Source organism: Streptomyces sp. SAT1 (assembly GCF_001654495.1).
In the GTDB taxonomy this organism is placed as follows: Bacteria; Actinomycetota; Actinomycetes; order Streptomycetales; family Streptomycetaceae; genus Streptomyces; species Streptomyces andamanensis.
In genome coordinates this window covers 5,681,621-5,703,136 of record NZ_CP015849.1, presented here as the reverse complement: position 1 = coordinate 5,703,136, position 21,516 = coordinate 5,681,621, and the positions used below count along the sequence as shown (strand labels likewise).

At 71.5% G+C, this 21,516-nt stretch carries 19 protein-coding genes and 1 pseudogene; 8 read left to right on the top strand and 12 right to left on the bottom strand.

Annotated elements, in window-relative coordinates; genetic code table 11:
* Positions 1-5: 5 nt before the first annotated feature.
* From A8713_RS24525 to A8713_RS24510, 4 genes are all read right to left on the bottom strand, one after another.
* On the bottom strand, positions 6-671 hold the full coding sequence (locus tag A8713_RS24525) for a phosphatase PAP2 family protein (protein ID WP_064535725.1): 666 nt from the start codon (positions 669-671) through the stop codon (positions 6-8).
* A gap of 591 nt (positions 672-1,262) precedes the next feature.
* Positions 1,263-2,339: a 4-hydroxy-2-oxovalerate aldolase gene (dmpG, locus tag A8713_RS24520; RefSeq protein ID WP_079159118.1), complete on the bottom strand. Its 1,077-nt coding sequence runs from the start codon at positions 2,337-2,339 to the stop codon at positions 1,263-1,265.
* The gene (locus A8713_RS24515) at positions 2,336-3,307 is read right to left on the bottom strand and encodes an acetaldehyde dehydrogenase (acetylating) (RefSeq protein ID WP_064535724.1); all 972 of its coding nucleotides are present in this window, start codon (positions 3,305-3,307) and stop codon (positions 2,336-2,338) included. Before A8713_RS24515 ends, dmpG begins: the two co-directional genes overlap by 4 nt.
* On the bottom strand, positions 3,304-4,164 hold the full coding sequence (locus tag A8713_RS24510; RefSeq protein ID WP_064535723.1) for a 2-keto-4-pentenoate hydratase: 861 nt from the start codon (positions 4,162-4,164) through the stop codon (positions 3,304-3,306). Before A8713_RS24510 ends, A8713_RS24515 begins: the two co-directional genes overlap by 4 nt.
* Before the next feature lie 135 nt (positions 4,165-4,299).
* Between A8713_RS24510 and A8713_RS24505 the strand changes: the two genes are divergently transcribed.
* Both A8713_RS24505 and A8713_RS24500 read left to right on the top strand, forming a co-directional pair.
* Positions 4,300-5,046, top strand: coding sequence for an IclR family transcriptional regulator (locus tag A8713_RS24505; protein WP_064535722.1), 747 nt, complete (start codon positions 4,300-4,302; stop codon positions 5,044-5,046).
* A 9-nt stretch (positions 5,047-5,055) separates the two neighbouring features.
* Entirely contained in the window at positions 5,056-6,045 is a 990-nt protein-coding gene (locus A8713_RS24500; protein WP_064535721.1) for a LysR substrate-binding domain-containing protein, read from the top strand.
* Positions 6,046-6,165: 120 nt separating this feature from the next.
* Here A8713_RS24500 and A8713_RS24495 read toward each other — a convergent pair whose 3' ends face one another.
* The 5 genes from A8713_RS24495 to A8713_RS24475 are packed head-to-tail and all read right to left on the bottom strand — an operon-like array spanning position 6,166 to position 10,404.
* Positions 6,166-7,158, bottom strand: coding sequence for an amidohydrolase family protein (locus A8713_RS24495; RefSeq protein WP_064535720.1), 993 nt, complete (start codon positions 7,156-7,158; stop codon positions 6,166-6,168).
* A gap of 3 nt (positions 7,159-7,161) precedes the next feature.
* A complete protein-coding gene (locus tag A8713_RS24490) occupies positions 7,162-7,683 on the bottom strand; it encodes a 3-hydroxyanthranilate 3,4-dioxygenase (protein WP_064535719.1) in 522 nt (173 codons plus the stop codon).
* On the bottom strand, positions 7,680-8,129 hold the full coding sequence (locus tag A8713_RS24485) for a RidA family protein (RefSeq protein ID WP_064535718.1): 450 nt from the start codon (positions 8,127-8,129) through the stop codon (positions 7,680-7,682). The genes A8713_RS24490 and A8713_RS24485 overlap by 4 nt, the downstream gene beginning before the upstream one ends.
* Positions 8,129-8,893 (bottom strand): 2-keto-4-pentenoate hydratase, encoded by a 765-nt coding sequence (locus A8713_RS24480; protein ID WP_064535717.1) that lies wholly within the window; start codon positions 8,891-8,893, stop codon positions 8,129-8,131. The genes A8713_RS24485 and A8713_RS24480 overlap by 1 nt, the downstream gene beginning before the upstream one ends.
* A gap of 41 nt (positions 8,894-8,934) precedes the next feature.
* A complete protein-coding gene (locus A8713_RS24475; protein ID WP_064535716.1) occupies positions 8,935-10,404 on the bottom strand; it encodes a 2-hydroxymuconic semialdehyde dehydrogenase in 1,470 nt (489 codons plus the stop codon).
* Between the two features lie 267 nt (positions 10,405-10,671).
* Here A8713_RS24475 and A8713_RS24470 point away from each other — a divergent pair, with 267 nt between their 5' ends.
* Both A8713_RS24470 and A8713_RS24465 read left to right on the top strand, forming a co-directional pair.
* On the top strand, positions 10,672-11,994 hold the full coding sequence (locus tag A8713_RS24470) for an MFS transporter (protein WP_079159117.1): 1,323 nt from the start codon (positions 10,672-10,674) through the stop codon (positions 11,992-11,994).
* The gene (locus A8713_RS24465) at positions 11,991-13,214 is read left to right on the top strand and encodes a carboxylesterase family protein (RefSeq protein WP_064535715.1); all 1,224 of its coding nucleotides are present in this window, start codon (positions 11,991-11,993) and stop codon (positions 13,212-13,214) included. The genes A8713_RS24470 and A8713_RS24465 overlap by 4 nt, the downstream gene beginning before the upstream one ends.
* Positions 13,215-13,415: 201 nt before the next feature.
* On the opposite strand, the pseudogene A8713_RS24460 reads toward A8713_RS24465, so the two are convergent.
* Positions 13,416-13,565, bottom strand: a pseudogene (locus A8713_RS24460) (enamine deaminase RidA); the annotation flags it as partial.
* Between the two features lie 243 nt (positions 13,566-13,808).
* Between A8713_RS24460 and A8713_RS33640 the strand changes: the two are divergent.
* Together A8713_RS33640 and A8713_RS24455 are read left to right on the top strand one after the other, a co-directional pair.
* On the top strand, positions 13,809-14,351 hold the full coding sequence (locus A8713_RS33640) for a hypothetical protein (RefSeq protein ID WP_159393119.1): 543 nt from the start codon (positions 13,809-13,811) through the stop codon (positions 14,349-14,351).
* 659 nt (positions 14,352-15,010) lie between these two features.
* Positions 15,011-15,496: a hypothetical protein gene (locus A8713_RS24455; protein WP_064537688.1), complete on the top strand. Its 486-nt coding sequence runs from the start codon at positions 15,011-15,013 to the stop codon at positions 15,494-15,496.
* Between the two features lie 518 nt (positions 15,497-16,014).
* On the opposite strand, the gene A8713_RS24450 is transcribed toward A8713_RS24455, so the two are convergent.
* A complete protein-coding gene (locus A8713_RS24450; protein WP_064535714.1) occupies positions 16,015-17,409 on the bottom strand; it encodes a class I SAM-dependent RNA methyltransferase in 1,395 nt (464 codons plus the stop codon).
* Between the two features lie 167 nt (positions 17,410-17,576).
* On the bottom strand, positions 17,577-19,655 hold the full coding sequence (locus A8713_RS24445; protein WP_064535713.1) for an APC family permease: 2,079 nt from the start codon (positions 19,653-19,655) through the stop codon (positions 17,577-17,579).
* Positions 19,656-20,084: 429 nt separating this feature from the next.
* Between A8713_RS24445 and A8713_RS24440 the strand changes: the two genes are divergently transcribed.
* Positions 20,085-20,756 carry a potassium channel family protein gene (locus tag A8713_RS24440; RefSeq protein WP_018564576.1) on the top strand — a complete coding sequence of 224 codons (672 nt, stop codon included), beginning with the start codon at positions 20,085-20,087 and terminating at the stop codon, positions 20,754-20,756.
* A complete protein-coding gene (locus A8713_RS24435) occupies positions 20,756-21,436 on the top strand; it encodes a potassium channel family protein (protein ID WP_064535712.1) in 681 nt (226 codons plus the stop codon). Before A8713_RS24440 ends, A8713_RS24435 begins: the two co-directional genes overlap by 1 nt.
* The last annotated feature ends 80 nt before the right edge of the window (positions 21,437-21,516 follow it).

Below are 21,516 nucleotides of genomic sequence, written 5' to 3'. Positions count from 1 at the left end.
CCGGATCAGCGCGGCCGACGCCACCGTCCGGCGCCGGCCGCCCGGTCGACCGCCCACGCGGCGACCGGCACCACCGCCAGCGCGGTGCACCAGCCGCCGAGGGCATCGGTCGGATAGTGCGCGCCCAGGACGACCTCGGCCCACCCCATGACGCCCCCGGCGGCCGGCGCGGCGCCGAGCACGATCGCCGCACCGGCCGCCCGGCCGAGCCCGAGCCGGCCGGCCACGGCCAGCGCCACCACGAGGGCGACGGCGGTGGCGAAGGCGGTGTGCCCGCTCGGGTACGACAGGTTGTCGTCCCCGTGAATGGTCCGCCCCACCACGGACTTGAGCCCCGTGGCCACGACCACGGCCGCCCCCGGCCCGGCGACGGCGAGCACGGCCGCCCGCCCGGACCGCAGCAGTACACATCCGGCGACGGCGGCCGGCACCAGCGCCACGGCCCCCGCGGGCTCCCCCAAGGAGTCGGCGGCGAGGGCGACATGACGCCAGAACGCCCCGGGCCCCTCGACTCCCGCCGTGATCCGCGCGTCCACCGCGGTGGGCCCGCTCTGCCCGGCGTACGCCACCCCGAGCACGACGACGACCAGCGCCCCGAGAGCGGCGACCGCCCCGAGCGGGGCACGCAACACCGATGGCAGCACAGGGTCCGCCGCCCCCCGCCCGCTCATGCGATGCGTCTCCCCTCGTCACCCCCGGACCCGCCACACTAGCCCGCCGCCCACTGCCGGGACCGGCTTACGGATTCTCGCCTCCGGACAGGCTGCGGTCACTGTGCTCCGCGGGTACGTTGGTTCCCGTCCACGTCTGACACCGGTGAGGTCGTCGGACGGTGGGCGGCGGGTCCCCGCTCGCGCGGGGATGGCCCCGGGCAACTCCTGCCGCCGGTCCGGCGGAGACGCTGCTGCCCTGAGGCGGCTGCCAGCAGCCCCGAACATCTGAACAGCACGACTCAGCAGGTCTGCGCTCAGCGTCGTCTGCCCTCGGCGCCCCGTCGACGCTCGTCACGGCGACGCACTCCACGTGGTGGGTCATAGGAAACACTCACGCCGAGACTCATCGAAGAGGGCGCAGGTCAGGGGCGCTTCGACGCTCCGGACTCGTGGGCGCGAGGCATCGGAGCGTCGTACGAGCGTCAAGACTGCCGGGGCCATGCGGCAGATGGGGGTCGAACGCGTGCGCCCCTCACTCGCGGCCACGCGTCCGTGTGATCACCCGAGCCACGGACCTGCCCCCGGTGTCCGCCGGCCGTACCCGGTCGGTCAGGTCGTCCCGATGGCGCGGGTGGCCAGGTCGAGGGCGATGTCGGTGATCATGTCCTCCTGGCCGCCCACCATGCCCCGGCGGCCCACCTCCACCAGGATGGTGCGGGTGTCCAGGCCATGGCGGGCGGCAGCCGCCTCGGCGTGCCTGAGGAAGCTGGAGTAGACACCGGCGTACCCGAGGGTGAGGGTCTCCCGGTCGACGCGCACCTCGCGGTCCTGGAGCGGGCGGACCAGGTCGTCGGCGGCGTCCATGAGCGCGAACAGGTCGCAGCCGTGCTTCCACCCCATGAGGTCGGCGACCGCGACGAACGCCTCCAGCGGGCAGTTTCCGGCACCGGCGCCCTGGCCGGCGAGGGAGGCGTCGACGCGGGTGACACCGTTCTCGACGGCGACGACGGAGTTGGCGACCCCGAGGCCGAGGTTGTGGTGGGCGTGGACGCCGAGGCCGGTGGCCGGGTCCAGGACATCGCGGTAGGCGCGCAGGCGGTCGCGCACGCCGTCCATGGTCAGTCGGCCTCCGGAGTCTGTGACGTAGACGCACCGGGCGCCGTAGGACTCCATCAGCTTGGCCTGGCGGGCCAGTTCGGCGGGCTCGACCATGTGGGACATCATCAGGAACCCGGCGACGTCCATGCCCATGTCCCGCGCGGCGGCGATGTGCTGGGCCGAGATGTCGGCCTCGGTGCAGTGGGTGGCCACCCGCACCGAGCGGATACCGAGGGCGTGTGCCTGACGCAGGTCGTGCAGCGTGCCGATGCCGGGGAGCAGGAGGGTGGTCGGCACGGCCCGGCGGGAGGCGTCCGTGACCGCCTCGATCCACTCCCAGTCGGTGTGGGCGCCGATGCCGTAGTTGATGCTGGAGCCGGCCAGTCCGTCGCCGTGGGCGATCTCGACGGCCGTGACGCCGGCCGCGTCCAGGGCACCCGCGATGGTGCGGGCCTGTTCCACGGTGTAGCGGTGGCGTACGGCGTGCATGCCGTCGCGCAGGGTGACGTCCTGGACGTACAGGGCGGGTGGCGCGGTGTCCCCGGACGCTCCAGGCGTGCGCGCGTCGTCGGTGTTCGGTGTGGTCATCGTGCGGCCCCTTCGGTGGAGCGGTGTGCGGCCATGCGCTCGGCGGTGCGCAGTGCTGCCGAGGTCATGATGTCGAGGTTGCCCGCGTAGGCGGGCAGGTAGTGGGCGGCGCCCTCGACCTCCAGGAAGACGGAGACGCGCAGGGCGTCCCCGGTGGTGCCGGCGGGCAGCAGCCCGCGCAGCGGGTCGTCCGTGCTCACCCGCTCGAACTGCACCTTCTGCTTGAGCCGGTAGCCGGGCACGTACGCCTGGACCCGGCCCACCATCTCCTCCACGGAGGCGGTGATCCGCTCGGTGTCGCAGTCGGACACCAGGCAGTGCACGGTGTCACGCATGATCAGCGGGGGTTCCGCGGGGTTGAGGACGATGATCGCCTTGCCCCGTGCCGCGCCGCCGACCTGTTCGATGGCGGACGCGGTGGTCGCGGTGAACTCGTCGATGTTCGCGCGGGTTCCGGGGCCCGCGGAGCGCGAGGCGATGGAGGCGACGATCTCGCCGTAGTGCACGGGGGTCACCGCGGCGACGGCGGCGACCATCGGGATGGTGGCCTGGCCCCCACAGGTCACCATGTTGACGTCGGGGGCGTCGAGGTGGGCGTCGCCGTTGACCGGGGGGACCACGTAGGGGCCGAGGGCGGCGGGGGTGAGGTCGACGAGGGTGCGGCCGAGCGGGCCGAGGACGTCCGCGTGGTGGCGGTGCGCACCCGCCGAGGTGGCGTCGAAGACGATCTCCACGCCGGCGAACTCGTCCATGGCCACCAGGCCCTCGACGCCCTCGTGCGTGGTGGCCACCTTCAGGCGGCGGGCACGGGCCAGGCCGTCGGAGGCCGGGTCGATACCGGCGACGGCGGCCACTTCCAGGGTGCCGGAGAGCCGCAGGACCTTGATCATGAGGTCGGTGCCGATGTTTCCCGATCCGATGACGGCCACCTTGGTGCGTGTCCCGGCGGCGCTGCTCTCGCTGCTCATCGGCTCTCTCCTTCTGTCACTGCGGCACGTGCGGTGTCTTCGGGGGCGAACTCGACCCGTACGGAGCCCAGTCCGCCGATGTCCGTCCGGAACCGGTCTCCCGGTGCCGCCGGGGCCATCGGCCCCAGCGCGCCGGTCAGCACGACGTCTCCGGCCCGGAGCGGGTCGTTCACTGCGGCGAGGGCCGAGGCCAGCCAGACGGCCGCTTCGAGCGGGCTGCCGAGGCAGTCGGCACCGGTCCCGCGGGACACCTCCTCACCGTCGCGCGTCATGGTCATCGCCAGCGCGGGCAGGTCGAGGCGGCCGAGGGGGACGGGGGTGCGGCCGAGGACGTACAGGCCACTGGAGGCGTTGTCGGCGACGGTGTCGACGATGGAGATGTCCCAGCCCGCCACCCTGCTGTCGACGATCTCCAGGGCGGGCAGCACGTACTCGATGGCCCGCAGCACTCCGGCGCCGGTGCAGTCCGACGCCGGCAGGTCCGCGCCGAGGACGAAGGCGACCTCGGCCTCCACCTTCGGCTGCAACAGCAGTCCGGTCGGCACCCGGCCCCCGTCACGGATCTGCATGTCCGCGAAGAGCGCCCCGAAGTCCGGCTGGTCGACCCCGAGTTGCCGCTGCACGGCCGGGGAGGTCAGGCCGATCTTCCGGCCGGTGAGCCGACGGCCCGCGGCGAGGGCGCGTCGCACGTTGAGCCGCTGGACCTCGTAGGCGGCGTCGACGTCGCCCTCGGCGAACAGCGCGCGCACCGGGGCGCAGGGCAGTCCGGTACGGGCGGCCTCGGCGAGCGTGTCGGCGGCGCGGACCACGCGCGGGTCGGCACCGTCCGGCCGGACTCGCTCGGGCGGGGAAGTCATGTGAAGCCTCCAGGATGAAGATGACCGGTCGTCCCGCTGGGCCCCGGGCGGGCCTCGGTGACGAGTCCGGTATAGACAGCGGAGCACAGGGCAGGCAAAGTTCGTTCCGTGACACGGAACAATGACTCCGGCAACATGCTCGACAAAGCCGCACAGATCCTCGACTGTCTCGACCCCACCGTCGAGTCGTACCGTCTGTCGGAACTCACGCGGAGGACCGGTCTGCCGAAGCCGACGGTGCACCGGCTGGCCGCGGACCTGGTGCGGCTCGGCTGGCTGGAACGCTCGGGGGCGCGTTACCGGCTGGGGGCCAAGCTCTTCGAACTCGGTTCCCGGGTGCCGCGCAGACGCGATCTCCGGGAGGCGGCCCTGCCGTTCCTCCAGGACCTGTTCGAGGCGACCCGGGAGACCGTCCACCTCGGCGTCCGGGAGGGCCGGGAGGTCGTCTACCTCGAACGCATCCACGGCCACGACGCGCTGCGGCTGCCGTCCCGCATCGGTGGCAGTCTGCCGCTGAGCTGCACCGCCGTGGGCAAGGCGCTGCTGGCCTTCTCCGGCACCGAACTGACCGACGAGGTCCTGGCCGGGCCGCTGCCCAGCCTCACCGCCCACTCCCTCACCGACCCCGCACGGCTGCGCGCGGCCCTGGAGAAGACCCAGGTGGCCGGCCTCGCCTACGAAGAGGAGGAAGCCGCCGAGGGGGTGAGCTGCATCGCCGCGCCCGTCTTCGCTGACGGGGCGGCCGTGGCCGCGCTGTCGGTAGCGGTGCCGCGGGAGCGGTTCAGCGCCGCCCGACTCGCCCCGGCGGTGCGCACGGCGTCCCTGGGGCTGTCGCGAACGCTGCGCGGTGGGCGGACGGAGGGAGGACTCCGGTTCGGTTAGTGTCGGGCTGTGGAGACACCCCGCCTGTTCGACGGCCGCCTCAAGCTGCGTCACCTGCTTCTCGTGGACGCGCTCTCCCGGCAGGGTTCGGTGGTGGGCGCGGCGGCCGAGCTTCACGTGACCCAGCCCGCCGCGACCCGGAGCCTGCACGAGGTGGAGGAGATCCTCGGTGTGCGGCTCTTCGAGCGCGGTCCCCGAGGAGTCAGCGCCACGGTCTTCGGCGAGGCGTTCACCCGGCACGCTCGGGCCGTCCTCGCGCAGCTCACACAGGCGGGCCGGCACGTCGTCGAGCTGGCGGCGGCCGACCGGGGCACCGTCGTCGTCGGCACCCACCTGGCCGGCTCGAACATCCTGCTGCCGCGTGCGGTGGCCGCACTGAAGCGGGACCATCCCTTCCTCACGGTGGTGGTGCACGAGGCGTCTCCCGAGGAGTTGCTGCTGGGTCTGGAGGCCGGGCGGATCGACCTGGTCGTGGGCCGGCTGACCGCTCCGTCGGGCGAGGGCCTGGTCCGGCGCCCGCTGTACGACGAGTTCGTCGGGCTGGTGGTGCGGGCCGGGCACCCGCTGACCGGACAGCCGGGCGCCGGGCTCCACGACACGCTCGGCTTCCCGTGGATCCTTCCCGGACCGCAGACCGCGCTCCGCCGCGAGGTGGAGGAGCTCTTCACCCGCCGCGGACTCGAACTGCCGCGCAACCGGGTCGAGGCGACGTCCTTCCTGACCGTGCGCCAACTCCTGCTGGAAACCGACGTGGTGGCCGTACTGCCCGGCTCGATCGTGTGGGACGACGGCCGTCTGGCGCGGCTGCCCGTGCCGCTGGAGCAGGTCGGCCACCGGGTCGGTCTGACCCTGCCCGCGGAGCGCACCCTCAGCCCGTCGGCCCGCGCGCTGATCCAGAGCTTGGAGGAGACCGCCGACGCGATGCGGGAGAGCCCGAGCGACGACGACGGCGGCCGGGGAGACGGCGGTGCCCTCCGCAGCGTCGTCGACACCGGCTGAGCGCACCGGTCCCCGCACCCGCGTGGAGCGGACCGGGGACCGGGAGCCGGGAACCGGAGGCCGGGGACCGGGGGCCCGGAGCCGGGAGCCGGGAGCCGGGAGCCGGGGACGCGGCAGAGATCAGAAGCCCAGATAGCGTTCCGCGTTGCCACGGGTGATCTTGTGCCGGGCCTGCTCGGTGAGGAAGCCGCTCTTGCGCACGACCTCGCCCACCGGCCGCTCCCCCAGCGGGTAGGGGTAGTCGCTGCCCACCATGACGCTGTCCTCCCCCAGGGTGTCCACGAGCAGCCGCAGCGCACGGTCGTCGAAGACCACCGAGTCCACGGAGAAGCGGCCCACGTAGTGCGAGGGCGGGTACTCGGAGGTGCCGACGACGTCGTTGCGGGCGTGCCAGGCGTTCTCCATGCGGCCCAGCCAGAAGGCGAACGAACCGCCACCATGGGCGAAGCAGATCCTCAGACGCTCGTCGATCCGGTCGAAGACACCGCCGAGGACCAGCGCCAGGATCGACAGGTGTGTCTCGGCCGGCATGGCCGTCAGCCACCGTGCCATCCACCGGTCCAGGCGGGGCGAGCTGTCCATGTCCCACGGGTGGACGAAGACCGGTACGTCGAGGGCAGCGCAGTGCTGGAGGAAGGTCACGACGCCTTCGCTGTCCAGGTCCTGGTCGCCGACGTGGTTGCCGATCTCGACGCCCCGGTGGCCGGCGGCGACCGCCCGTTCCAGTTCGCGGCAGGCGGCGTCCGGGTCCTGGAGCGGTACCTGGCAGAACGGGATCAGCCGGTCGGCCGCGGGGGCGGTGATCTCCAGGGCCAGGTCGTTGAAGATCCGGGCGATCCTCGCAGCCTCGGCGCCGCTGCGGCCGTAGTGGAAGAAGGCCGGTGTCGGGGAGACCACCTGGGCACGCACACCGTCCGCGTCCATGTCGCGCAACCGGACCTCCGCGTCCCAGCAGTCGGACCGGATCCGCCGGAACTCGGCGGACCCCGTCATGATGACGGCCTCCTTCTGCGTCTCGACCCTCAGCCAGGGGGCGTCGGGCCCGCCGAGGCCCCTCAGGTCGGGCCAGCCCCTCGGCACGTAGTGGGTGTGGACGTCGATCAGCTCTGCCATCGGTCAGCCCTTTCCGGGGTGGAGGGTCCCGCAGGCGGAGCAGGTGCGGGCCTTCTCGTCGCCGTAGAACCGCTCGAAGACCGGCGGCAGGTCGGCCACAATGTCGGTGACCTGGAGCTCCACCTCGTACACGCGCGCGGAGCAGGACGGGCAGAACCAGAGGAACTTCTCCAGCGTGCCCTCCTCGCGGACCCGCTCGATGACCAGGCCGATGGAGTCCGGGTCGGGGCGCTGCGGGGAGTGCGGCACGTTGCCGGGCAGCAGCCACGCCTCACCCTGCCTGATGTGTACGGTCCGGGGGCCGTCCTCGGTCATGAGGTTGACGTGCATGTCCCCCTTGACCTGGTAGAACCACTCCTCGTACGGGTCGAGGTGGAAGTCGGTGCGCTGGTTGGGGCCGCCGACGATCTGCACGATGAAGTCGTTGCCGAGCGACATGGTCCGGTTGTTCACCGGGGGCTTCAGCAGATGTGCGTGGTCGTCGATCCAGCCCTGGAAGTCGATGACCTCGGGGATGTCGGTCATGGTGTCTCCTCCGCGGTGTCGCCGGCCGTACGGGCCACCGGCAGGTGGGCCACGGCCTGGATCTCGATGAGCAGGTGCGGGTGGGGCAGTTGGTGTACGGCCACAGTGGTCCTGGCCGGCCCCGTCTCGTCGAAGTACTGGCCGTAGACCTCGTTGTAGCCGCCGAAGTCGTTCATGCTGACCAGGTACGCGGTTACCTGGACGACTTCGGCGAGCGAACCGCCGGCGTCGGCGAGGATGTCGCCGATGTTGTCGAGGACCGCGCGGGTCTGCGCCCGGATGTCGAGGTCGGTCGTGCCCATCTCGTCGGTCGCGACGCCCACGAAGGAGTTGTCGGGGCGGCGGGAGCTGGTGCCGGAGACGAAGACGAGGTCACCGGCGCGGCGGAAGTGCGGGAAGCGCCCGCGCGGCTTCGCCCTCCCGGGGATGACACGTGCCGTGTCCATCACACGCTCCTCACGCTGACGCGGCCGAGTCCGGCGACCTCGCAGGTCGTGACGCCGGGGGTCAGTGCGACCGCCGCGGTCGCCGCGCCCGCGAGCACGGTGTCGCCGGCGCGCAGCGGGATGTCGCGGCGGCGGGCCATGTCGAGCAGCGCGCGCAGCGCGTTGACCGGCGCCCCGAGGATGGCCGCGGTGGTGCCCTCGGCCCGGTTCTCGCCGTGGGTGAGGTGCACGGCGAGGTCGGAGACGTCCCGCACGGGGAGCCAGGGGCCGACCGCGTAGCCTGCCGCGGAGGTGTTGTCCGCGACCACGTCCTCGTAGGTGAAGCGGAAGTCCCGGTAGCGGGAGTCGATGATCTCCAGGGCGGGGGCCACGGCGTCCACGCAGTCAGCGAGGTCGGCGTCGGGGTCGTGCGGGTCGACGTCCCGGCCGAGCCGGAAGGCGACCTCCGGCTCCACCTTCGGGTGGATGAACCGGGCCAGCTCCACCTCTGCGCCGTCGACCACGCGCATGGCGTCGGTCAGCCTGCCGACGATGATCTCCGAGACGCCCATCTGGGCCATCTTCGCCTCGCTGGTGAAGCCCAGCTTGACGCCGGTGGGGCGTTCGCCGCGGGCGGTGCGCCGGGCGAGGAGCGCGGCCTGGACCGCGTAGGCGTCGTCGACGGTCAGGGTGTGGGTGTCGGCGAGGCTCGGTGTGTCGGACACCGACGTCTGGGCGTCGTCGAGGACGGCGGCCAGGGCTCCGACCGTCTCCTGGGTGATCATCGATCGTCTCCTTCGGCTTCGGGGTGGGGTCACGGTGTCCGTCACAACTGCACGCACACGTTGGTCGGTTCGGTGTAGAAGTGCAGCGACGAGGCGCCTCCCTCGCGGCCGAGGCCGGAGAGGCCGACGCCGCCGAAGGGCGAGCGCAGGTCCCGCAGGAACCAGGTGTTGACCCAGGCCATCCCCACGTTCATCGCCTGCGCCACCCGGTGGCCGCGCCTGAGGTCCCGGGTCCACACCGAGGCGGCGAGGCCGTACTCCGTGTCGTTGGCCAGGGCGACGGCCTCCTCCTCCGTGTCGAAGGGGATCAGCGCGGCGACCGGGCCGAAGACCTCCTCGCGCACCGGCCGGTCGGCGTTGGTCAGGCCGGTCCACAGGGTCGGCTCGATCCAGGAGCCGCCGTCGAGTTCCGCGCCGAGGTCGGGAGTGCCCCCACCGGTGAGCACCTCGGCGCCCGCCTCCTGGGCGAGCCGCATGTAGCCGCGCACCTTCTCGCGGTGGCCCTGGGAGATGAGCGGGCCCGTGGTGGTCGCGCCGTCCCGCGGGTCGCCCAGGCGCAGGGAGCGGGCCCGCTCCACGAGCCCGTCGGCGATGTCGGCGAAGACCTCCCTCTGGACGTAGACCCGCTCGGTGCACAGGCACACCTGGCCGGTGTTGGCGAACACCGACCGGGTCAGCCCGTCCAGGGTCTCGTCGAGGTCCGCGTCGGCGAAGACGAGCGCGGCGTTCTTGCCGCCCAGTTCGAAAGAGACGGGACGCACCCGCGGCGCGACCGTCTTCATGACGTGCGCTCCGGTAGCCGACGAACCGGTGAAGGTGACGCCGTCGATCCCCGGGTGCGAGGTGACGTACTCACCGGCCGAGCCCCCGCCGAAACCGTGCACGACGTTGTAGGCACCGGCTGGCAGTCCCGCCTCGGCGAGCACCTCGGCCAGCAGGGTGGCGGTGCCCGGGGTCTCCTCGCTCGGCTTGACGACGACGGTGTTGCCGCAGGCCAGCGCCGGGGCGATCTTCCAGGTGAGCAGCAGCAGCGGCAGGTTCCAGGGGACGATGACGGCGACCACGCCGAGCGGCTTGCGCACCGCGTAGTTGAGGGCCTGGCGGCCACCGGGCAGGTCGGTCAGGAAGGACTCCTGGCCGGCGGCGGCGACCACGTCGGCGAACGTGCGGAAGTTGGCCACGGCTCGGGCCACGTCGAGGTCGCGGGCGAGAGCGAGGGGCTTGCCGGTGTCGGCGGACTCGGCGGCGACGAACTCCTCGAACCGGGCCTCGATCAGGTCCGCCGCCCGGCGCAGCACGTCGGTGCGCTCCCGGACGGGTGTCGCCGACCAGGGGGTCAGCGCCCTGCGGGCCGCCGAGACCGCCCGGTCCACAAGGGGGGCGTCGGCCTCGTGGACCCGGCCGTGCACCTGGCCGGTGGCCGGGTCGATCGCGTCGAAGCATCGGTCGGTGGGGTCGACGAAACGCCCGTCGACGAAGTTGCGGATCCACCGCGGAGTCTGTGCCGTCATGGCCCCACACTGGAACTCGCGAGCCATGCCTGACAAATGAAGAATTCGCCGCGCCCCATCACAGGATGGGTATAACTCTCGTCTTCCGTCCACGCGCACACCCGTGCGCCGCCGGGGCGGTGCCCCGCCGGACGGCTCCCCCGGGCAGCTATACCCGGATTGCAATACTGGCAGGCCAAAACGGCATTTGTGACCTCTGCGGGGAGGACACAGGATCCCTCGACAACGGGCGTCCACCCGTCCCTCCCCCAGCGAACGAGGTATCCCATGAGCGACGACGCGAGGCGTCGGGGCGCGAGCAGGACAGCGCTGGCCACCCTTCTGGGCACCACCCTGGAGTGGTACGACTTCTTCCTCTACGGCACGGCAGCCGCTCTCGTCTTCGACAAGCAGTTCTTCCCGTCCTTGAGCCCCGCCGCGGGGACGCTCGCCGCCTTCGGCACCCTCGCCGTGGGTTTCGTGGTCCGGCCACTCGGCGGGCTGGTCTTCGGCCACTTCGGCGACCGCCTCGGCCGCCGCTCGACCCTGGTGGTGTCCCTGCTCCTGATGGGGGTGGGCTCCACCCTCATCGGGCTCGTGCCCAGCTACGACACCATCGGCCTGTGGGCCCCGGTGCTGCTGGTCCTGCTGCGCGTGGTCCAGGGAATCGGGCTCGGCGGCGAGGGCGCCGGTGCGACCCTGATGTCGATGGAGCACGCTCCCGAGGGACGCCGCAATCTCTACGCGGGCTTTCCTCAGATGGGCACTCCGGCCGGCCTGGTGCTGGCGAACGTGGTCTTCCTGGTCACCCAGTCCCTGGCCGGGGACGGCACGTTCACCGACTGGGCGTGGCGTGTTCCGTTCCTGCTGAGCATCGTCCTGGTCGGGGTCGGTCTCGTGGTCCGGCTGAGGGTCACCGAGTCGCCGTCCTTCGAACAGACCAAGGAGCAGCACGAGGTCGTCCGCTTCCCGCTGGCCGCCGCGCTGCGGACCGGTCGGGTCCGCCTGCTCGTCACCCTGCTGGCCGTGGTCGCGAACTCGGCGGTCGCCTACGTCTTCATGGTCTTCACCCTGTCCTACGGCACCGACCACCTCGGTTACGACCAGCGGTTCCTGATCCTCGGGGTCAGCGGGGCGGCCGTGCTGTGGGGCGTGTCCATCCCCGTGTGGACCCGGATCGCCGACCGCAGCGGCCGGCGCACACTCTTCATCGGCGGCTCCGTGGCCGTCCTTGTCTGGTGCGCGGTGTTCTTCCCGCTGCTGGACACCGGTGACACCGCCATGGCGCTGCTGGCGCTCGCCGGGATGGGCCTGATCATCGCGCCCACCCACTGTGTGCAGGGCGCCATCATCGCCGACACCTTCCCGGTGCGGGTGCGGTACTCCGGCACGTCGCTCATCCTCCAGGCCGGTGCCGTGCTCGGTGGTGGCCTGGCGCCCGTGATCTCCAGCGCACTCCTCGACTCGGTCGGCTCCTCGACGGGCGTGACGTGGTATCTGGTGGGTGTCTGCGCCCTGAGCCTGGCCGGCGCGGTGGCGCTCTTCCGCGTCGCCCCGGTAGCGCCGGCCGAGCCGTCACCGTCGCCCTCCGAACTGGCAGGTAAGGCATGACCGACCGCCCCGTCTTCCGCAGCGGCCCCCTGCGGTACGCCACCGCCGAGCGCTTCGCCCGGCCCCGCCCCCCGGTTTCCGGGGCCCCCGCCGGGCCGGTCGGCACCGTCTGCCCACAGCCTCCGTCCCGTCTGGACGCGGTGATGGGCCCGCCCCTCGACCGGCGGCCGCAGAGCGAGGACTGCCTCCAGCTGGCGGTCACCGCTCCGCGGGGCGGCCCGGCACCCGGCTCGCCGGGCCTGCCGGTGCTCGTCTGGTTCCACGGCGGCGGCTTCAGCAGCGGCGCCGGCATCCGCGACTGGTACGACGGCGGCGCCCTCGCAGCGGAGCAGGACGTGGTCGTCGTCAGCGCCGGCTACCGGCTGGGCGCCCTCGGTTACCTCCTCCTCGACGGCGTCAGCGAGGGGAACCTCGGGCTGTGGGACCAACTGGAGGCGCTGCGCTGGGTGCGTGAGCACATAGCCCGCTTCGGCGGTGACCCCGGGAACATCACTCTCTTCGGCCAGTCGGCCGGCGCGCTGTCCATCCGGCTGCTGATGGACGTGCCCGAGGCGAGCGGCCTGTTCCGCCGGGCGATCCTGCAGAGCGCCCCACTGGCCATCGCCACCCGGCCGGTGGACGAGGCACGGGATCTCGGCCGCTTCTTCGCCGCCCGCGTCGGCACCGACCCACGGACCGCCGCCCCCGAGCGGCTGCTGGCCGCACAGGCCCTGACCGCCGCCGAGCAGCAGCGCCGTACGGGGAACTCCCTGGCTCCCGCCTTCGGACCGGTCAGCGGCATCGGACCGCTGCCCGCCGAGGCCGGGCCGCTCGACTCCCGCAACGGCGCCGTGGACGTCCTGTACGGATGGAATGCCGACGACATGTCCGCCTTCCCCGAAGGCCCGGACGACTCCGGGAGCGTCGCCGAGCGCACCCGGCGCGTGTTCGAGAGGCCGCTCACAGCGCTGCGCGGCGAACTGGAGCGGGCCGGTGCCCGCGCGTACGGCTACCGCCTGGACTGGCGCCCGCCCAACTCACCCTTCGGTGCCACCCACTGCGTCGAACTCCCCCTGCTCCTCGGCTCGGCCGGGGCCTGGCGGAGCGCGCCGATGCTGGGCGACGCCGACTGGGCGGAGGTGGACGCGATCGGCCGCCGGGTGCGTACCACCTGGGCCGCCTTCGCCCGCGACGGAAGTCCAGGCCCGATGTCGGCACCGCTGACCGCTCTCACCGGCTGAGGATCGGGCGTCACCCTGTCACCGAGACTACTGCGGCACGTCCGCTGCCCCCGGTCGGCGACGTCTCCTACGGCCTGAACCGCCTCGCGGGACACCGCGGTGCGACGCCCGCACGGTGCAGGGCACCTCCGCCGCGGGGACTCGGCTCGTGCTTCCGCGGCCCTCCGCGGACGGAGGCCGCCGGTCTCAGCGCACCGCAACCATGTCACCCCGGTGCGTGATGGCGCCGTCGTCGTCCCGCGCCTCGTGCCCGGACACGAACAGCCAGCTGCGCGGCTCGTCGACCCGCACGGCCCGGTTGTACATCAGCTTCCCGCCCACCGTCCTCGGGCCGAACTCCTCGGTACTCATCTGCCTGCCTCCCGCCATGGACCGAAACGTCAATGTACCGACGCGGCCGGCACCGGGAGCGGCAGCGCGGGTGGGCCAGGCCGCGGCGCGAAGGCCGTGCCCCGGCCACGCACCGGGGACCGGGGACCGGGGACCGGGGACCGGGGACCGGGGACCGGGGACCGGGGACCGGGGACCGGGGACCGGGGACCGGGGACCGGGGACCGGGGACCGGGGACCGGGGCAAGGTACGCGATCCATGGGATGGAAGTACTGGGAAACCTCATCGTGACCGCCATCGGCAGCCTGCTGACGGGACGCGGTCAACTTACGGTCGGGGTTGCTCTGGTGTCGGGTTTGCTCCTCGTGGGCTGCTCATCGTCCCATGACGAACACGCATCCAGCCGGACCACTCACACCACACCTTCGCCCTCCGCCAGTAGCACGGCGCCATCACAGCAAGCAGCAGAGCAACGGCTCATTGCTCAGGCGCAGAGTGCCCTGGACACCACCGCTGCTGATGAGAAGGGGAAATTCGTCGCTTCGGGGGCGGAGCGCGTGCACGATGGACTGCATACGCAGCTCGGACTGAGCAAAGGGCTTGAGTACCGCGTGGCGGTCGTGTGCGTCGGGAGCGGCGACGTGGAGGTCTCATTCCATCCTGCGGAGGGAACGAAGCCCAAGACCGTTCCATGCGATCAGTCCATGGAGATGGTTCGATTCCCAGGTTCTCCTGACCTACTGCTCGAAGTCTCCGGGAAGTCCAACGCAACAGGAGCAATCGCCTGGCGTGTCAGTAAAGTCTGACCGCAGCCTTCTGCAAGAAGAGGCGTGGCGGCGTTCGCGAACTTGCCGGTGATGTGCGAGGCGGACACTCAACCCGGCATGGCCATAGACACCCCCGCCTCGTTCCTCCAAATCCGGCAGCAGCGCTGCCGACGGTCGGTCCGAGGGATGCGGACCGGCACGAAGTCGCCGGGATGCTCGGCACGCCGCTTCTTCCATCTGGTGGCACCTCCCCGCACGCTGGCACCGTGCGCTGCCGCACCTCCCCCTCAGTCTGCGGATCCCGGTCTGCACGGACACGACCGACAACGAGCACACCATCGGAATCAACCTGCCGGTAGGCAACTGCGCCAGCGTGCGCGGATCCGACCTCGCCCGCCTCTGACCCCGCTGTGGCCGGGCGGATCTGGCACTGATTCTCACTATGTCGCGCTACTGCAGCTGTGTCGGCATCCGGATCAGGCAGCCGCAGGTGCTGTCGTGGACAGCAGCGGCGACGGTCCCACCGTCAGGAGCTCCTGAATGAAGCGGACACCGAAGCCGCGCAGACGCACGTCTCCGACTCCTCCCGCGCCACCCGCAGGACGTCGTCAGCCAGTTGCTCCGCGGGGGTGCCCCTATGACTTCGGTCAAGGGAAACGGGGGTGCGTCGAGTCGGTGAGCCGGGGCAGCATGGCGGGGTGGCTGATCTGCTGTGGGATGACGTGAAGTGCTTCTTCGACCCGGACTTGATGGGGTCGCTGCCGGACGTGCGTGTCCCGGATGCCTCGGTGGAGGACTGGCAGACGGTCCTTGATCTTGTCGCAGAGAAGGGCTGGAAGTGCCAGTACTCCGAGGGAGAGACGGTGTTTCCAGTGCCCCGGGCGAAGGCCGTGCTGTCGCGCCCGGGGGATGCCGAGCGCCCGGACTTGCGGGTCTGGCCGACTGCGGATGTATTGGCGATCTTCCGCTTCCATGCTGCCGATGAAGTCGACTTCGACGTCGACCTGCGGGAGTTACAGGGCCAGGAGCGGCTGGATGTGTTCTGCGACTTCCTCCGGGAGATCGGCCGACGGCTGGGTAAGCCCGTGCTGATGGACCCGGAGGGCGACGATGGCCATCCGGTGATCGGCTTCGACGTCGAGGCCGATCGAATCGTCCTCCTCGCAGACCCGCAGGTCAGGTGACTGCGGCGGGCGAGGCAGAGCAGGGCCTGGGTGTGTGGTCCCCGCGCACGCGGGGTGTTTCCTGGGCGCGGTCCTGGCCGGCTCGAATCACGTGGTGGTCCCCACGCACCAGCTCACACGGCGCCTCCCAAGCGGCACAGAGCCGAAAGAGTGGCTGCGGACCGTGGGAGCGCCTTGGGACCTCTCTGGGACTTCCGGCTGCATCAACGGACACGAGCGGAAAACAGCGGAAAGACCATTCGTGCAGTTCAGTGGCCACCCGTGATCGGCCATCACTGGAGATCCCACCGCTGGCTGGTTTCTTCCGGGACATCGACCATCGAGGACCCACTGCCCCGCGCAGAGCGTCGCCCCCGTCAGCGGCCCCACTGATATACACCATCCTGAACAGGCCGTGACCTGTTCAACAGAACTCTTGACGCCCCACCAGAACGAGCGTCAAATGAGCGTCATTTCGGCGTCAAGATATCGCCCATAACGCCCGCACTGCACGTAACGCACACGCATAAAACCGCAGGTCAAGAGCCCTTCGCGGCCGGTTCGAGGATCGCCACGCACTCCACATGATGCGTCATGGGAAACAGATCGAACGCCCGAAGCATCCGCACCCGGTACCCGCCCTCCCGGAAGTACCCCAGGTCCCGGGCCAGGGCTGCCGGGTCGCAGGCTACGTAGGCGATGCGGCGGGCCGCGAGGGTGGTGAGGTGGGTGACCGTGGCGCGGCCGGCGCCGGCGCGGGGTGGGTCGAGGACGATGAGGTCGACCTCGGTGATGCCGGTGCGGGGCAGGACGGAGTCGACCTTGCCCTGTTCGATGCGGACGCGGGGGAAGTCGGCGAGGTTGTGGCGGGCGTCCTCGACGGCGCGCTTGCCGGACTCGATGCCGAGGACGGCCCCCTTCTCACCGATGCGGTCGGCGAGGGCGCCGGCGAAGAGGCCGACGCCGCAGTACAGGTCGAGGGCCATGTCGCCCTTGCGGGGCAGCAGGCCCTGCATGACGGCGGTGACGAGGGTGTCGGCCGCCTTGGGGTGGACCTGCCAGAAGCCGCCGCCACCCACCCGGTGGGTACGGCCGTCGGCGCGTTCGCGGACGAAGGGGCGGCCGTGGACGCGGTGGACGCCGCCGGTCTTCTCGTCGACGCGCAGGACGGAGACCGGCTTGTCGAGTTCGACCAGCGGGAGGCGGCCGCCGGGGCGCGGGGTGAGGACGACCTGGCGGTCCTGGGAGCCGGTGGCCGCGATCGCCTCGACCGTCTCCATGCCCGTCCAGTCCCGCTGCTCGACGCCCAGCTCGGACACGCCCTGCGCGGCGATCATGCAGTGGTCGATGCGCTCGACCTCGTGCGAGCGGTGCCTGCGCAGGCCGGCCCGGCCCTCGGCGTCGACGGCGTACTGGACGCGGGTGCGCCACTGCGGCACCTCGCCCGCGGGCAGCTTGTCGCCCTCGGCCGGCATCACCGTGCCGTCCCAGCCGGCCTCCTCGGGGGTGAGCCCGGCGAGCCGCTTCAGCTGCTCGGCGATCACCTCGCCCTTGAAGCGGCGCTGGGCGCCCGGCTTGGCGTGCTGCCAGTCGCAGCCGCCGCAGCGGCCGGGGCCGGCGTAGGGGCAGGGCGCCTCGATACGGTCCTTGGACGCCTCCAGGACGCGTACCGCGTCGGCGCGCAGGAAGCGGGCGCCCGTCTCCCCCTCGGTCACCCGGGCCACCACGCGCTCGCCGGGCAGGGTGTGCCGGACGAAGAGGACCTGGCCCTCGGCGGTGCGGGCGATGCAGTGGCCGCCGTGGGCGACCGGGCCGACCTCGACCTCGTACTCCTCGCCGGCCAGGGACCGCGGCTCGGCCGACGCCTCCGGCTGCGCGGGGCGCTCCCGCTCCCTCTCCCGCCCCACCTGCTTGTTCTTCGGTTCTGCCTGCATGGTGGGGTGTCTCCAGATCGGAAAGCGGGGAACGGCCGGACAACAGCCCACCAGTCTACGTGGGAGTCGACCGGCCGTTCACCACGAGGCCGGGGCCCTCACGTCCCCGGGCGCCCAGCCCTCGGGCGCTCAGCCCCCGGGCGCCCAGCCCCCGGGCCCCGGGACCCTCAGCCCTTGGACGCCGGGGACTCCTTCGGCTCCTTCGGCTCCTTCGACGACTCCTTGCGCACCTGCGCCGGACCGCGCCGCACCGCGCCGGGCGCGCTCCAGTCCTGGCGCCTGCGGGCGCGCACCTTCGCCGCCTCGGAGGAGGCGAGCTGGTAGGGCACCGAGGTGACCATCACACCGGGTGTGAAGAGCAGCCGGCCCTTCAGGCGCAGCGCGCTCTGGTTGTGCAGCAGGTGCTCGTACCAGTGGCCGACGACGTACTCGGGGATGATCACCGAGACCGCGTCGCGCGGTGACTCCTTGCGCAGGTTCTTGACGTACTCGATGACCGGCCGGGTGACCTCGCGGTAGGGCGAGTCGAGGACCTTGAGCGGGACGTCGATGCCGCGCCGCTCCCACTCCGCGCGCAGCGCCTTCGTCTCGGCCGGGTCGACGTTGACGGTGAGCGCCTCCAGGGTGTCCGAGCGCATCAGCTTGGCGTAGGCCAGGGCGCGCAGGGTGGGGCGGTGGATCTTGGAGATCAGGACGACCGAGTGGATGCGGGAGGGGCGCACGAGGTCGTCGCTGGGGCCCTCGGGGGCGGCGATCTCCTCGGAGACGCGGTCGTAGTGCTTGCGGATGGCCGTCATCGTCGCGAAGAAGATGCACATGCCGAGCAGCGCGACCCAGGCGCCGTGGGTGAACTTGGTCAGCAGGACGACGACCAGCACCAGACCGGTGAGGAAGGCGCCGAAGGCGTTGATGGCGCGCGAGCGGATCATGTGGCGCCGCTTGGCCTGGTCGCGCTCGGCGGCCAGATGGCGGTTCCAGTGCCGGACCATGCCGATCTGGCTGAGCGTGAAGGAGACGAACACACCGACGATGTAGAGCTGGATCAGCCGCGTCGAGTCGGCGCCGTAGACGACGACCAGGAGCGTCGCCGCGCCCGCGAGCAGGACGATGCCGTTGGAGAAGGCGAGGCGGTCGCCGCGGGTGTGCAGCTGGCGGGGCAGGTAGCGGTCCTGGGCGAGGATGGAGCCGAGGAGCGGGAAGCCGTTGTACGCCGTGTTGGCCGCGAGGAAGAGGACCAGGGCCGTCGCCGCCGCCAGGACGACGAACAGGAAGCTGCCCTTGCCGAACACGGCCTCGGCGACCTGGGAGATCACCGGGTTCTGGACGTAGCCGGAGCCGAGCGGGTTGCCGTTGTGCAGCAGGTCGGCGGCCGGGTTCTCGGCCATGTGGACCTTGGTCGTCATGGCCAGCACGATGATGCCGCAGAACATGGTCACGGCCAGCAGGCCCATCATCGCGAGCGTGGTCGCCGCGTTCTTGGACTTGGGCTTGCGGAAGGCCGGGACGCCGTTGGAGATGGCCTCGACGCCGGTGAGGGCGGCGCAGCCGGAGGAGAAGGCGCGCAGCAGCAGGAAGACGAGGGCGAAGCCCGCGAGCCCCTGGTGCTCGGCCTTGATGTGGTAGTCGGCCGTCGGTGCCCGCATGGTGTCCCCGAGGGCCAGCCCGCGGAACGCACCCCAGATGATCATGATGAAGACGCCGGCCACGAAGACGTACGTCGGGATGGCGAACAGCGTGCCCGACTCCCGTACGCCGCGCAGGTTCATCACGGTCAGCAGCACGATCACGACCACCGCGCAGAGCACCTTGTGCTCGACGACGAAGGGGACGGCGGAGCCGAGGTTCTCGATGCCGGAGGAGATCGAGACGGCGACGGTCATGACGTAGTCGACCAGCAGGGCGCTGGCGACCGTCAGGCCCGCCTTGGCGCCGAGGTTGGTCGTCGCCACCTCGTAGTCGCCGCCCCCGCTGGGGTAGGCGTGGACGTTCTGCCGGTAGGAGGCGACCACGGTGAACATCAGCACGACGACCGCGAGAGCGATCCAGGGGCTGAAGTGGTACGCCGACACGCCCGCGATGGACAGGACCAGCAGCACCTCGCCGGGAGCGTACGCCACGGACGACAGCGGGTCGGAGGCGAAGACGGGGAGTGCGATGCGCTTGGGCAGGAGGGTCTCCCCCAGCCGGTCGCTGCGCAGTGCGCGCCCGATCAGAATGCGTTTGGGCACGTCGGTCAGTTTGGACACAACAGAGGATCGTAGGCCGTCGAACAGGGGCTCGCCCACCTGCCACCCGAGATCTGCCTCACGAGTGAAAACGGGGACGGCGGAGGCTGCGGATTCCGCAGGTGGGGACGGGGCCGTGCCTAGATGACTGAATTCGGCCTTCTTTCGCCCTTCTTCGACCGTCGCCGACCCTCCGGAGGTCCCATGCCCCCGTTCGCGGAGCTGATCGGCGCGGCCCTCGCGCTGCTCGGCCTCGGATTCCTGACCGCGTGCAGCGTGCGCAGCATCACTAAGCGTCCTCCCTCCGGGGTGGAATAGGGCTCCGGGGGCCGCTGTCCGTCCGGCATGCGGCAGGGGGGTGCACACCCCGTACCGCGCATGTGTAGCTTGTCCCTCTGTCTGAGACCCTGATGGGGCTGAGCAGTAGCTGTTGACACCGGAAGGACGGTCGTGCACATCGTCATCATGGGCTGCGGGAGAGTGGGTTCCGCTCTCGCCCAGACCCTGGAGCAACAGGGGCACACGGTCGCCGTGATCGACCAGGACCCCACCGCCTTCCGCCGGCTGGGACCGGGATTCGGCGGTCGCCGGGTCACCGGGATCGGCTTCGACCAGGACACCCTGCGCGAGGCGGGCATCGAGGAGGCCGGTGCCTTCGCGGCGGTCTCCAGCGGCGACAACTCGAACATCATCTCGGCCCGGGTGGCGCGCGAGATGTTCGGCGTGCAGAACGTCGCGGCCCGGATCTACGACCCGCGCCGCGCCGAGGTCTACCAGCGCCTCGGCATCCCGACGGTGGCCACGGTCCGCTGGACCGCCGACCAGATGCTGCGCCGGCTGCTGCCCTCGGGCGCGGAGCCGCTGTGGCGCGACCCCACCGGCGGGGTCCAGCTCGCCGAGGTGCACACCTCTCCGCAGTGGGTCGGTCACAAGATCAGCCGGCTCCAGGAGGAGACGGGCGTCCGGGTGGCGTTCCTGACCCGCCTCGGCGAGGCGATGCTGCCCTCCTCGCAGACCGTGCTCCAGGAGGGCGACCTCGTGCACGTGATGATGCGGACGGACGACGTGGACAAGGTCGAGGCGGCGTTCGCCGAGGGCCCCGAAGAGGAGAGCGGTCACTGATGAGGGTCGCCATTGCCGGTGCCGGCGCGGTCGGACGCTCGATCGCGGGCGAGCTGCTGGAGAACGGCCACGAGGTCCTTCTCATCGACAAGGCGCCGACCGCCATCTCGGTCGAGCGCGTCCCGCAGGCCGAGTGGCTGCTCGCCGACGCCTGCGAGATCACGTCCCTGGACGAGGCGGCGCTCCAGCGCTGCAACGTGGTGATCGCCGCGACGGGCGACGACAAGGTGAACCTGGTCGTCTCGCTGCTGGCGAAGACGGAGTACGGCGTGCCGCGCGTCGTCGCCCGGGTGAACAACCCGAAGAACGAGTGGCTGTTCAACGAGGCGTGGGGGGTGGACGTCGCCGTGTCCACGCCGCGGCTGATGTCGGCCCTGGTCGAGGAGGCGGTGAGCGTCGGCGACCTGGTGCGGCTGCTGCGCTTCAGCCACGGTGACGCGAACCTGGTCGAGCTGACCCTGCCGGAGGAGTCGGCGCTCGCCGGCATCCAGGTCGGTGACGTGCGCTGGCCCGAGGACACCTCCCTGGTGACCATCATCCGCGGCACCCGGGTGCTCACCCCGTCGCAGGAGGACTCGCTGGAGGTCGGTGACGAACTGCTGTTCGTGGCCGCGCAGGCCCGCGAGGAGCAACTGGAGGACCTGCTGTCGAAGCGGCGGCACGAGGACGCCGAGGGCTAGGGCCTGTCGGCCGTCCCGCGTGAGCGGTGGTACGTCGGTGGGGGCGCCCGGAGATCTCCGGGCGCCCCCACCGACGTACC